General features: G+C 35.8%; 11 protein-coding genes and 1 pseudogene. 8 read left to right on the top strand and 4 right to left on the bottom strand.

Annotation, left to right across the window (positions count from 1 at the left end; genetic code table 11):
- Positions 1–3: 3 nt before the first annotated feature.
- Positions 4–978: a 23S rRNA pseudouridine(1911/1915/1917) synthase RluD gene (gene rluD, locus J6569_RS05695; RefSeq protein WP_296300819.1), complete on the bottom strand. Its 975-nt coding sequence runs from the start codon at positions 976–978 to the stop codon at positions 4–6.
- Between the two features lie 92 nt (positions 979–1070).
- On the opposite strand from rluD, the pseudogene bamD reads away from it, so the two are divergent.
- The 6 genes and pseudogenes from bamD to infA form a co-directional block, all read left to right on the top strand.
- Positions 1071–1793 (top strand): annotated as a pseudogene (gene bamD, locus J6569_RS05690) (outer membrane protein assembly factor BamD); the annotation flags it as partial.
- A 339-nt stretch (positions 1794–2132) separates the two neighbouring features.
- Positions 2133–4715, top strand: a complete 2583-nt coding sequence (gene leuS / locus J6569_RS05685; protein ID WP_296318007.1) for a leucine--tRNA ligase — start codon at positions 2133–2135, stop codon at positions 4713–4715.
- 35 nt (positions 4716–4750) lie between these two features.
- A complete protein-coding gene (gene lptE, locus J6569_RS05680) occupies positions 4751–5245 on the top strand; it encodes an LPS assembly lipoprotein LptE (RefSeq protein ID WP_065590996.1) in 495 nt (164 codons plus the stop codon).
- 7 nt (positions 5246–5252) lie between these two features.
- Positions 5253–6257, top strand: a complete 1005-nt coding sequence (holA, locus tag J6569_RS05675) for a DNA polymerase III subunit delta (protein ID WP_296318006.1) — start codon at positions 5253–5255, stop codon at positions 6255–6257.
- A complete protein-coding gene (nadD, locus tag J6569_RS05670; RefSeq protein WP_296318005.1) occupies positions 6251–6904 on the top strand; it encodes a nicotinate-nucleotide adenylyltransferase in 654 nt (217 codons plus the stop codon). Before holA ends, nadD begins: the two co-directional genes overlap by 7 nt.
- 224 nt (positions 6905–7128) lie before the next feature.
- The gene (gene infA / locus J6569_RS05665; protein ID WP_025315083.1) at positions 7129–7347 is read left to right on the top strand and encodes a translation initiation factor IF-1; all 219 of its coding nucleotides are present in this window, start codon (positions 7129–7131) and stop codon (positions 7345–7347) included.
- A gap of 117 nt (positions 7348–7464) precedes the next feature.
- Here infA and J6569_RS05660 read toward each other — a convergent pair whose 3' ends face one another.
- Entirely contained in the window at positions 7465–8907 is a 1443-nt protein-coding gene (locus J6569_RS05660; protein WP_296318004.1) for an amino acid permease, read from the bottom strand.
- 203 nt (positions 8908–9110) lie between these two features.
- Positions 9111–9377, bottom strand: a complete 267-nt coding sequence (locus tag J6569_RS05655) for a hypothetical protein (RefSeq protein WP_296318003.1) — start codon at positions 9375–9377, stop codon at positions 9111–9113.
- A gap of 117 nt (positions 9378–9494) precedes the next feature.
- On the opposite strand from J6569_RS05655, the gene yeiP reads away from it, so the two are divergent.
- On the top strand, positions 9495–10067 hold the full coding sequence (gene yeiP / locus J6569_RS05650) for an elongation factor P-like protein YeiP (RefSeq protein ID WP_296318002.1): 573 nt from the start codon (positions 9495–9497) through the stop codon (positions 10065–10067).
- Positions 10068–10081: 14 nt separating this feature from the next.
- On the top strand, positions 10082–10978 hold the full coding sequence (gene ttcA / locus J6569_RS05645) for a tRNA 2-thiocytidine(32) synthetase TtcA (protein WP_065611238.1): 897 nt from the start codon (positions 10082–10084) through the stop codon (positions 10976–10978).
- Positions 10979–11106: 128 nt separating this feature from the next.
- On the opposite strand, the gene glnE is transcribed toward ttcA, so the two are convergent.
- The coding region (gene glnE, locus J6569_RS05640) for a bifunctional [glutamate--ammonia ligase]-adenylyl-L-tyrosine phosphorylase/[glutamate--ammonia-ligase] adenylyltransferase (protein ID WP_296318001.1) at positions 11107–13006 on the bottom strand (1900 nt) is incomplete at its 5' end.

Below are 13006 nucleotides of genomic sequence, written 5' to 3'. Positions count from 1 at the left end.
TTATCACCAATCTAGTTCATCTTTATGCTGTTCGGTATCTTCTTGTAAAGCTTGTATTAAATTTTGCATATCTTCAGGAATAGGAGCATGCCATTCCATTTGTTCACCTGTTATAGGATGATATAATCGCAACATGGTAGCGTGTAATGCTTGGCGATTAAAATCGCGTAAAGTTTGAATAAAAGATTCACTAGCTCCCTTAGGCGGCCTTGGTCTTCCACCGTAGAGTGGGTCACCAATTAGTGGGTGAGCAATATGTGCCATGTGCACGCGGATTTGGTGAGTTCGCCCTGTTTCTAAGCGCAATCGCAAACGTGTATGTAGGCGATATTTTTCCATCACTCTATAATGGGTAACCGCTGGTTTACCCGTTGGGAATACAGCCATATGTGTACGTTTGGTTGGATGACGGGTGATAGGCTGATCAACGGTTCCTCCTGCGGTAATAATCCCCATGACCACAGCTTCATATTCGCGTGTAATTTCGCGTAGTTGAAGTGATTCGACCAAATGTGTTTGTGCCATAATAGTTTTAGCTACAACCATTAGCCCTGTTGTATCTTTATCTAGACGATGCACAATACCTGCGCGGGGTACGCGTGCTATCTCAGGATAATAATGCAATAAGGCATTTAATACCGTACCATCAGGATTACCTGCTCCAGGATGCACAACTAAATCACGAGGTTTATTAATCACCAAAATGTCATCATCCTCGTAAACAATATCAAGCTTTATATCTTCCGGTTGATGATAAGTTTCTTGTTCAATTTCAGCATTAATAGTTATTATTTCGCCACCGAGCACTTTTTCTTTTGGTTTATTAACGATAACATCGTTGACAGTGACTTTATTATTAATAATCCAATCTTTTATTCTTGAGCGTGAATAATCAGGAAAAAGCTCGGATAATGCTTGATCTAAACGCATTCCTAGTTGACTTTGTTCGATTTTAGTTGATAATTTTAACTCATGCATGTGTAATTTATCTATTTTAAGCTGTTATGTTTTAGAGTATTATATACTAATCATCGCCTTTAATGTTTAATTATATTTGGATCAAAAACTGAATGAAATTGCGTTTACACTCTTTGCTAGCTATCGCTTTAAGTGGCATGCTAATTGGCTGTACTTCTTCCAAGCCCGATGTTGAAAATGTACCCGAGATTGAACTACATAACAAAGCGAAGTCTGAGCTTGAAAATGGTAATATTAAATCCAGTATTACTATATTAGAGTCCTTGGACAAAAATTATCCTTTTGGTCCTTATTCTCAACAAGTTCAACTTGATTTGATTTACGCTTACTATAAATCAGCTGACTTACCGTTAGCAATTGCGTCAATTGACCGTTTTTTGAAATTGAATCCAACGCATCCAAATATTGATTGGGTTATTTATATGCGTGGCATTTCAAATATGGCACAAGACGACAATATGATCCAAGGTTGGTTTAATGTTGATCGTTCAGATCGCGATCCCGATTATGCTTCAGCTGCATTTAAGGACTTTTCTTATCTACTGTCTAGTTTTCCAAACAGTCAATATGCAGCCGATGCGCAAAAACGCCTTGTATTTTTGAAAAATAGATTGGCTCGCTATCAGTTAAAAGTCGCACAATTCTATACAAAACGCGGTGCTTATGTAGCTGTGATTAATCGCGTGACTGAAATGTTAATTATGTTTCCAGATACCGATTCAACTAAAGAGGCATTGCTTTTAATGCGTAATGCTTATAATGAATTAGGCTTAGTTGATGAAACCCCAAAACTTGATCAACTGATTCAAGCAAATCTTAAAAACATGCCTAAAGAAGAACAACGATCATTCTTATCACGTTTAACTAGCGTCTTTAATGGTGGTTAGGCTTTTTTAATTAAGATACCTACCTTTAATTGCTATTTAATCACACTTAAATAGCAATTAATTTAACTTTTTGTATCCCTTTCACCTTAACCTATTAAAGGTTTGTTATTTATTAAATATCAGTAATAAAATATGCTCAATAACTTAGAATTTATCATAACAAGAAATCAATGTCTTACTTCATATATCGTTTGTAAAACGAATCAATAACCAATACAATTAGCAACATATTTTTATTAGTAATAATAGATAGGACATTAACTCGTCATGCAAGAACAATATCGCCCAGATGAAATAGAAGCCATTGTACAAAAACATTGGCAAGAAAATAAAACTTTTCACGTTACTGAAGATTCATCAAAAGAAAAATATTACTGCTTATCGATGCTACCTTACCCTTCTGGGCGTTTGCATCTTGGTCATGTTCGTAACTACACCATTGGTGATACCATTTCTCGTTACCAACGTTTAAATGGTAAAAATGTACTACAGCCAATTGGTTGGGATGCATTTGGTTTGCCAGCTGAAGGTGCTGCAGTTAAAAACAATACTGCACCTGCAAAATGGACCTATGAAAATATTGCTTATATGAAAAAGCAATTACAACTTTTAGGATTTGGTTATGATTGGGATCGTGAAATTACTACTTGCCGTCCTGAATATTATAAATGGGAACAATGGTTTTTTACTAAGTTATACGAAAAAGGCTTAGTTTATAAAAAAACATCGGCAGTTAACTGGTGCCCTAATGATCAGACCGTACTTGCTAATGAGCAAGTGGTTGAAGGTTGTTGTTGGCGTTGTAGTACCCCTGTTGAGCGCAAAGAAATCCCACAATGGTTTATTAAAATTACCGAATATGCCGAAGAATTACTTAATGATTTGGATACGCTTGAAAGTTGGCCAGAACAAGTTAAAACCATGCAACGTAACTGGATTGGTCGTTCTGAAGGTGTTGAGTTTGATTTTGCTGTTGAAAATTATCCTGATAAGTTACGCGTCTATACAACTCGTCCTGATACATTAATGGGCGTTAGCTTTGTCTCTGTTGCCGCAGAGCACCCTCTTGCACAATTAGCAGCTCAAAACGATCCTAAAATTGCTGAATTTATTGCTGAATGCAAAAATACCAAAACAGCCGAAGCTGATATGGCAACCATGGAAAAGAAAGGTATTGCCACAGGCTTTTATGCTATTCATCCTTTAACAGGTAAAAAAGTCCCTGTTTGGATTGCTAATTTTGTGTTAATTGAATATGGTACAGGTGCAGTAATGGCTGTGCCTGGGCACGATGAACGTGATTATGAATTTGCTTCAAAATATAACTTACCAATTAATCCTGTTATTTTAACTCAAGACGGTAACGCACCAGATCTTTCTGAAAAAGCATATACTGAGCATGGCAAGTTATTTAATTCAGGCGAATTTGATGGTCTTGATTTTGATCAAGCATTTAATGCTGTTGCTGATAAGTTAATTGCATTAGGTATTGGTAAACGTAAAGTTAATTACCGTTTGCGTGATTGGGGTGTTTCGCGTCAACGTTATTGGGGTGCACCAATCCCAATGGTGACGCTGGAAGATGGTACAACCATACCAACACCAGAAGACCAATTACCAGTTATTTTACCTGAAAATGTTGAAATGAATGGTATTACCAGTCCAATTAAGGCAGATCCTAACTGGGCTAAGACAACCGTTAACGGTCAACCTGCACTACGTGAAACCGATACGTTTGATACCTTTATGGAATCTTCTTGGTATTATGCTCGTTACACTTGTCCAAACTACGACAAAGGTATGTTAGACGAAAAGGCAGCAAACTATTGGTTACCTGTTGACCAGTATGTTGGTGGTATTGAACATGCCATTATGCATTTACTTTATTTTAGATTTTTCCATAAATTAATGCGTGATTTTGGTTTAGTATCGTCAGATGAACCAGCAAAACGTCTACTTTGCCAAGGTATGGTATTAGCTGATGCATTTTATTATACCAGCCCAACAAATGAACGTATTTGGGTTTCGCCAACTGGAGTCACTATTGAACGTGATGATAAGGGTCGTATTGCTAAAGCTGTCGATAGTCATGGCAATGAGCTAGTTCATGCCGGTATGACCAAAATGTCAAAATCAAAAAATAATGGTATCGATCCGCAAGAAATGGTTGAAAAATATGGTGCTGATACCGTTCGATTGTTTATGATGTTTGCATCACCTGCTGATATGACACTAGAATGGCAAGAATCTGGCGTTGAAGGTGCAAACCGATTTATTAAACGTGTATGGCGTTTAGTTTATGAACATACCCAAAAAGGTGTAGCAGCAAAACTAGACGTTACAGCTCTAGATAATGAACAAAAATCATTGCGTCGTGAATTACATAAAACCATAGCGAAAGTGAGTGATGATATTGGCCGCCGCCAAACATTTAATACTGCTATTGCCGCTGTGATGGAATTTATGAATCGCTTACAAAAAGCACCGCAAGAAACTGGGCAAGATCGCGCTCTAATGAATGAAGCTTTAAATGCGATTGTTCGACTACTTTACCCTATGATGCCTCACGCTTGTTTTGTTATGTGGCAAGCTTTAGGTAACAACGAATCGATTGATAATACAATTTGGCCTGTTGCTGATCAATCGGCAATGGTTGAGGACGAAAAACTCATTGTTGTACAAATCAATGGCAAAGTCCGTGGTAAATTTGTTGTACCTGCCGATGCCGATCAAGATTTTGTTTTGTCACAAGCAAAACAAGAACCTAACATCCAAAAATATTTGAGTGATGTTGCTATCCGTAAAGTGATTTATGTACCAGGTAAATTATTAAATCTTGTTGTTGGTTAATATTGTTTGATAACTAAATTTAGGCGGTTATTAATATGAAAAAATATTTAGCATTAATTATGTTATTAACAATATCCTTAACAGGATGTGGATTTCACTTACAACATGAGACAGAAGTGCCAGAAAGTTTTAAAACGATGTCTTACATAAGTTATGACCCTTATGGCAGATTGTCTCGCAATATTAAAGAGTTATTACACGATAATGATGTGATAATAACGAATAATAATGCTTCAGGTCAGGTACCATTGTTAAAAATGGTAAGTGAAAATCTAAGTCGCAATACCATCTCGATTTATCAAGATGGTAAGGCAGCCGAATACCAATTAGTGTTAACGATTGAAGCACAAATTATTATTGCTGGTCAACAGACTTATCCAATAAGCGTACGCGTGTTTAGAACGTTTTTTGATAATCCAGCTGAAGCTTTGGCTAAGACGGTTGAACAAGACTTAATTGAAAACGAAATGTTTAAACAAGCGGCTAAACAAGTCATCCGTAAATTAAAATCGATTCATGCAGTAAATTAACGTTGACATGATTAAAATTAGTGCCGATCAAATTAACAATAATGTGGGGGCTCCCTATTATTTAATTTTAGGTAGTGATCCCTATTTACAGCATTATGTGCAAACTGAGTTACGCAAATCCTTTTTACAAAAAGGATTTGATGAGCAACTTACTTTTGTAATTGATAATCAAACCGATTGGACAGCTATTTATGATAGCTGTCAGGCTATGAATCTATTTTCTGCAAATACTCTGATTTTTCTTGATTTTGGTGAGGGTTCATTAAACGCAGCTATCACTACCAAACTCAATACACTAAGTGAGGTTTTAACCCCTGGTATTGCGCTGGTTATTACACTTAACAAAATTACGAAATCGCAAGAAAACGCTACTTGGTATAAAGCTTTATCGGATAAATTGGTGGTTATCAATTGCACTACACCCGATACTTTACAGTTGCCACAATGGATCAAAAATCATTTGCAACAACAACAAATGACCATTGAACCAAAGGCAATTGAACTGCTTTGCTATTATTATGAAGGCAATTTACTGGCATTAACACAAATTATTGCACAACTTAAGTTGTTGTATCCTAATCAGAGCATTTCTTATGATGAAGTCGAAAATAATATAAATGATTCGGCAATATTTACACCATATCATTGGACTGATGCGATGATTGCCAATAAAACAAAACGAGCCATTCATATTTTACAACAGCTAAAAATAAATGAATTTGAGCCGTTAATTTTATTGCGGATTGTTCAACGTGAATTGATATTGATGATCAATTTAAAAAAAGGATTGCAACAAAAATCATTAAAACAAGTTTTCGATGAATATAAGGTTTGGCAAAATAAAAGAACGATATATACCAGTTATCTAAACCGTTGCGATATTAATGACCTATTTAATTTATTAGCCAAATTGACAGAGATCGAAATCAGTTTAAAGCATGATAACCAAGCACGAATATGGGACGCAATGTTTAATTTATCGATGCAATTTATGGGATTAGATAAATGTTAACTGCATTATTAGGAGGAACTTTTGATCCGATCCATTATGGACACCTTCGCCCTGCTATTTCGTTAGCAAATGAAGTCGGATTAAAGCAAATTGGTTTATTGCCTAATCATATCCCTCCTCATAAACCACAACCCGAAGCGAGTACTGAACAACGCTTGGCAATGTTAAAATTGGCTATCAAAGGTTTACCATTATTTGCGTTGAATGTAAGAGAGATCTTACCTGAAACTTCAACACGTCCTTCTTATACTATCGAAACGCTTCAAGCCTGGCGACAAGAAAATGGGAATAGTGAAGGATTGGCATTTATTATGGGACAAGATTCATTATTGAGTTTACCGACTTGGAGTAAATGGAAAACGCTGCTTGATTATTGCCATTTACTAATTTGCCGTAGACCAGGTTATGCCCAAAAAACTGATAACATTGAGTTACAACAATGGATTGATGTGCATAATACCACAAACGTTAAAGATCTACACAATTCACCACATGGTTATATCTTTTTTGCACATACGCCACTTGAAGATATTTCAGCTACTGAGATCAGGCAAAATATTAACAACCAAGCCAGTTGTGAAAATTTGTTACCACCCGAAGTGTGGCATTATATTCATCAGCAAGGCCTTTATACTGCAAAGAAATAGTAGAAAGGGCTTTACATCTGACAGTTTTTTCGGCATTATTTCGCCGCTGTGTTTATTTATTTTAAACTCAGCTTTTTGTGTTTATACTTAACTTTACTTTGTCATCGAATAAAATACTTTATAGATGACATAAAAGCGCAACGCGATACCTTTGCACTATATGTGATTAGACGAGGAAAGTTAGTTGAGTATATTTAATTTGTACTTATTATTAAGAGGCCCCAATGGCAAAAGAAGATAACATTGAAATGCAAGGAACCATACTTGATACTCTTCCAAATACGATGTTTCGTGTGGAACTTGAAAATGGTCATGTCGTTACTGCACATATTTCTGGTAAGATGCGTAAGAACTATATTCGTATTTTAACTGGTGATAAAGTTACTGTTGAAATGACACCTTACGATCTATCTAAAGCACGCATCATCTTCCGAAGTCGCTAATATCGTTATCAGAATAAACTTTTATCGCTATATAACTGTTTATTTCTCTCTTTTTTAATAAAAAAACCGTCGACAAAAGTCGACGGAAAAGTGAGATATTTAAACTAAACTAGTGAGTTAATCATCTTTAGAAAAGTTCATTTGATCGTATTTAACCCATTTTGTTTTTTTAACTATTTTATAGCCAAAGTAAATCATTAAAAATAATGGTAAACCGATATAGGTTGCAATTACACTATTCCAATCAATAGAATCTTGTAGGAAGGCTTCGTAATTTTGACCAAGTGTTATAATTAAACATAATACGAAAGCAAAAACAGGGCCAAATGGGAAGCAGCTTGATTTATATGGTAATTGATTAACATCATGACCTTGCATAAGGTAACCCTTTCTAAAACGATAATGACTAATTGCAATTCCTAACCAAGCAATAAAACCAGTCATACCTGACATATTGAGCAACCACAAATAAACAACCTGATCTTTATACATCGACGTTAAGAAGCAAAGCATGGCTACAAACGTCGTTGCTAATAACGCTGCACGGGGTACACCTGATGATGATAATTTTGCAAAGATTTTAGGTGCTTTACCTTCTTTAGCAAGAGCATAAAGCATACGAGTTGAAGCATAAAGTCCTGAGTTACCCGCAGATAAAACTGAAGTCAGTATAACAGCATTCATTAATGCTGCAGCTGATAATAATCCTGCATGTTCAAATACTAGGGTAAATGGACTAACACTTATATCGGTCTCATCGTTACGTAGTAAATTAGGATCAGTATAGGGAATAATTAAACTGATGACTAAAATCGCAAAGATATAAAATAACAGTATTCGCCAAAAGACTTGCCGCATAGCTTTAGGAATATTTTTTTCTGGATCTTTTGATTCACCAGCTGCAATACCAATTAATTCTGTACCTTGAAATGAAAATCCAACTACCATTGCTACACCAATCATTGATGAAAATCCACCCGCAAAAGGCGCTTCTTTGATGATCCAATTTTGCCAACCTGCACCTTCGGCACCATGGAAAATACCAATAATCATTAATAAACCAACAATAATAAAAACAATAACGGTGACAACTTTAATTAATGAAAACCAAAATTCAGCTTCACCAAAACCTTTAACTGAAATATAGTTTAAACAAAAGATGATACTTAAAAACAATAAACTCCATAACCAGCTATAAGGACCGGCATCAAACCAATAAGAAATAACTAGCTGAGCGGCAACTAGGTCAACCGCAACTGTAATTGCCCAGTTATACCAATAGTTCCAACCAATGGCAAAACCAAACGCTTCATCTACATAACGTGAACCATAAGTTGCAAAGGTGCCTGAAACAGGTAAATATGCAGCAAGTTCCCCTAAGCTAGTCATTAAAAAGTACACCATTACACCTATAATAGCATACGAAAGCAAAGCACCACCGGGACCTGCCTGAGCAACAGTTGCTCCTGAGGCAACAAATAGCCCTGTGCCAATTGAACCACCAATGGCGATCATAGCTAAGTGACGCGCCTTTAAATCTCGTTTTAATTTGTTTTTCATATCAATATTCTTCTTTGTTAAGGAGAGCCCATCTTATGGAGCATAAATTTTTATATTCCACATTATTTAACAACCAAATAGGCAGCTAAAAATTTATATTAATCATTACTGATAAATAAAATAGGTAAAAGTGTATCAAAAAAAAATGATGGCGAGATAAATAATTCTAATAATCGAACTGTTTTGTTAAATATATACAATACTTAACCTTTAGTTAGCTGTTCTAATTGAGTTAAATAATTCAGTGCTTGCGAACGGCTATTACCACACATTTCGATACAAGGTTTTAATCGACCACAAACTTTCGGTCTCGATGGGTGCAAGAACAATTTACATTGATAATTGTTATCTAAATGAATACAAGCAATACCAGCTGGTTTACCCTTAGGCATACATGGGATGGCTGATGAAATTGAAGGAGCAATACAACAAGCATCACAGTTTTTTCGACATTGGAATGAATCTGTCATAGTGTTTTCTTTATTTTACACGCCTATTCAATAAATTTTGATGGTGACAATAGCAAGTTAGCGGTAAAATAGCGAGCTAATTTTTTAACTTTTTTTTAATCGTGAAGAATAAATATTATGGCTAAAGCAAATGAAATAAAACGTGGTGATGCAGTCACCTATAATGGTAAATTATTACTTGTTAAAGATATTGATGTTCAAAGTCCAAGTGCACGGGGTGCCAGTACACTTTATAAAATGCGTTTTACCGATGTAAAAAATGGTGGAAAAGTTGAAGAACGTTTTAAAGGTGATGATATCCTCGAAACAATTGAACTATCCCGTCGACCTGTTAGTTTTTCGTATATTGATGGTGATGAATATGTATTTATGGATAATGAGGATTATACCCCTTATATCTTCAAAAAAGAGCAAATTGAAGAAGAATTATTGTTTATCCCTGAAGGCGGTATGAATGGTATTCAAGTGCTAATGGCTGATGGTGAAGTTCTTGCCTTGGAATTGCCACAGACTGTTGAACTTGATATTGTTGAAACCTCGCCAAGTATTAAAGGAGCTTCTGCTAGTGCGCGAACTAAACCAGCTACTTTATCGACTGGGCTTGTAATTCAGGTTCCAGAATATATTGATAACCATGAAAGAGTTAAAATTCATATTGCTGAACGCCGTTACATGAGCCGTGCCGAATAACCAATAAAATCGTAATGAATATATATAATCAAAATAAACTACATAAACGATTGCGTCGCTTAACTGGCGAAGCAATCGCTGACTTTAATATGATCGAAGAAGGCGATCGTATTATGGTTTGCTTATCAGGCGGTAAAGATAGTTATACTTTGCTTGATATTCTTATCAACTTAAAAATCAGTGCACCAGTACATTTTGATCTAATAGCAGTGAACTTAGATCAAAAACAACCAGGATTTCCTGAACATGTATTGCCTGAATATTTAAATTCGTTAGGCATTGAATATAAAATCGTGCAAGAAAACACCTACGGTATTGTCAAGGATAAAATCCCTGAAGGTAAAACAACTTGCTCGCTTTGTTCACGGCTACGTCGTGGCATTTTATATCGCACAGCAACCGAACTTGGTGCAACAAAAATTGCCCTTGGCCATCATCGAGATGATATTTTAGAAACGCTATTTTTAAATATGTTTTATGGTGGCAAACTCAAAGCAATGCCGCCAAAGCTAATGAATGATTCAGGTGAACATATCATTATCCGACCACTAGCTTATTGCAAAGAAAAAGATATCGCCAAATACGCTGAAATTAAACAATTTCCGATTATTCCTTGTAATCTTTGTGGCTCACAACCCAACTTACAAAGGCAAGTAATTAAAGAAATGCTCAATGAATGGGATAAAAAGTTCCCCGGACGCATTGAAACCATGTTCCGAGCAACACAAAACATCACCCTATCCCATCTGTGTGATACCAATTTGTTTGATTTTAAAGGGATTAAAAAAGGTGATCTTGCTGTTAATGGTGGCGATATTGCTTTTGACCGCGAAGATATGGCAACAACCATCGGCTTTGATGCTTCAGAACTTGAAAAACAAGATATGATTTTATGGAAGGAAGCAAAATAGTGGCTTAATATACATATACTTTAACTTTTTTCATCAATGCCATTAATGTGGCATTGATTTTTACATTTCCTAGAAATTTTAAATCAACAATAAAGTTAAACCAAACATTAAAATAAAAAGCCAATTTATTATGTTAACCATTTTAGCCAGCATTGGTTGACTATTTGTTTTTCTTGCACAAATTGCGAACTATTAACCGTGCTAGATTGTAATTGCAATGCTAATCTATGAATTTTGTTGCGCATATCGATATAGGCTTGTGTTAGCTGCTCTGCTTCTTGGCTATCCATTATTTGATAATTTGTCGCAAGTTCTAAAATCCGAACATTATCGCTCCACTTTGTCATTTTAGGATATTTATTAGCATAATTAAGCACAAGATATTGCGATATAAACTCAATATCTCCTATTCCTCCTTCATCAATTTTTAAGTTAAATAAATTGTTTTGAGTGCTACCTAGATGTACTCTCATTTTTTCACGCATTTCACGCACTTCTTTTTTTAATACAACTTCATCACGCTTTTTACAAAGTACATTATGACGAATTTGGTTAAAACGTTTTATTAATTCACCTTCTCCATATATAGCTCTTGCTCTGACTAATGCTTGATGCTCCCAAGTCCAAGCTTCATTCATTTGGTAATCTTCGAACGAATCTAAACTACAAGCAAGCAATCCTGCATCACCCTGGGGGCGAAGCCTTACATCAACTTCATATAAAATCCCAAAACTAGTACGAACATTAAATAGATGAATAATTCGCTGAACTAAACGCAAATAGAATTGACGACTATCTATCTGCTTATTGCCGTTAGTTATACTATTAACTGGACAATCATGTAAAAAAACCAAATCGAGATCCGAACCATAACCCAGTTCCCAACCGCCTAATTTACCATAGCCAATTACCACCAAGCCTTTATGATTATCAGCCAAATGCTCAGGCTTGCCATAGCGAGTAACCATTTGATTCCAAGCCATTTGTATGACAAAATCTAATAATGATTCAGCCACATAAGTTAGGTGATCACTGACCTTCATGGTAGTTAATACATGCTCAACATCGCAAGCAGCTATATGCAACAATTGCATCTGTTTAAATTGACGTAAAGCTTCAAGTTGTTGTTCTTCGTCATCAACTTCAATACGCAATAAATATTGATAAAGCTGGCTTTTATATTCATTTGGAGCAACAGTCTGATAAAGCGAATTGATATCAATAAGCTCATCTAATAATATAGGGTAATGAGCCAGCTGATCGCTAATCATTGGTGAAGCACTACATAAACGAATCAATTGCTTCAAAGCAGTTGGATATTCAAGTAACAGTTCTAAATAAGTGGTACGACTAACAATATTAACAAGTAACGGCAAAATCCTTGATAGCACCATTGTTGCTTGCTTTTCGCTACAGACAGCTTCTAACAAACGTGGCATTAACTGATCGAGGATTTCACGCCCCCGTACGCCAATGGTACGTTTACCTATATCATCACGAAATTGCACTAGCATTTGATAGATCTGCGTAACTTCTGTTTCTGAATAGGTAGGTAATATTGCACTAACATCGCTTATTTGAAGATCAGGCACCCAAAGATCGTCAAATTGATCGTTATAAGGCTTAGTCGTTGAGGTAGATTCTGATTCGTTTTCGCCAATAAGTTCATTAAAAATTTGGCGGTTATGTTGCATCCGCACTAATAACGCTTGTTCAAAATCATGCCAATGATTAAAGCCCATGCTTGTCGCTAAACGAGCTTGATCCAGTGCATTATCTGGCAAGGTTTGGGTCTGTTCGTCAGCAATAGCTTGTAGAAGATTTTCACAACGGCGTAAAAATAAGTAATTTTCTCGTAATAACGATACTTCATTCGATGCAAGTAGCGATTCTTGTTCAATCACATCAAGCGCATTTAATAGCGAACGAGTTTGCAACCCCACTACTCTTCCACCACGAATAAGCTGAAAAACTTGTACAATAAACTCTATTTCACGAATCCCACCAGCACCAAGCTTAATGTTATTT

It is taken from the genome of Gilliamella sp. (assembly GCF_024104075.1).
In the GTDB taxonomy this organism is placed as follows: Bacteria; Pseudomonadota; Gammaproteobacteria; order Enterobacterales; family Orbaceae; genus Gilliamella; species Gilliamella bombi.
The sequence above is the reverse complement of the archived record's forward strand: the minus strand, read 5'-3'. Positions and strand labels throughout refer to the sequence as shown.

Excerpts from the sequence above, each read along its gene's own strand:
- holA (WP_296318006.1), top strand. The coding sequence starts at position 5,253 with ATGATTAAAATTAGTGCCGATCAAATTAACAATAATGTGGGGGCTCCC.
- leuS (WP_296318007.1), top strand. The coding sequence starts at position 2,133 with ATGCAAGAACAATATCGCCCAGATGAAATAGAAGCCATTGTACAAAAA.
- nadD (WP_296318005.1), top strand. The coding sequence starts at position 6,251 with ATGTTAACTGCATTATTAGGAGGAACTTTTGATCCGATCCATTATGGA.
- J6569_RS05655 (WP_296318003.1), bottom strand. The coding sequence starts at position 9,377 with ATGACAGATTCATTCCAATGTCGAAAAAACTGTGATGCTTGTTGTATT.
- J6569_RS05660 (WP_296318004.1), bottom strand. The coding sequence starts at position 8,907 with ATGAAAAACAAATTAAAACGAGATTTAAAGGCGCGTCACTTAGCTATG.
- lptE (WP_065590996.1), top strand. The coding sequence starts at position 4,751 with ATGAAAAAATATTTAGCATTAATTATGTTATTAACAATATCCTTAACA.
- rluD (WP_296300819.1), bottom strand. The coding sequence starts at position 978 with ATGCATGAGTTAAAATTATCAACTAAAATCGAACAAAGTCAACTAGGA.
- yeiP (WP_296318002.1), top strand. The coding sequence starts at position 9,495 with ATGGCTAAAGCAAATGAAATAAAACGTGGTGATGCAGTCACCTATAAT.
- infA (WP_025315083.1), top strand. The coding sequence starts at position 7,129 with ATGGCAAAAGAAGATAACATTGAAATGCAAGGAACCATACTTGATACT.
- ttcA (WP_065611238.1), top strand. The coding sequence starts at position 10,082 with ATGAATATATATAATCAAAATAAACTACATAAACGATTGCGTCGCTTA.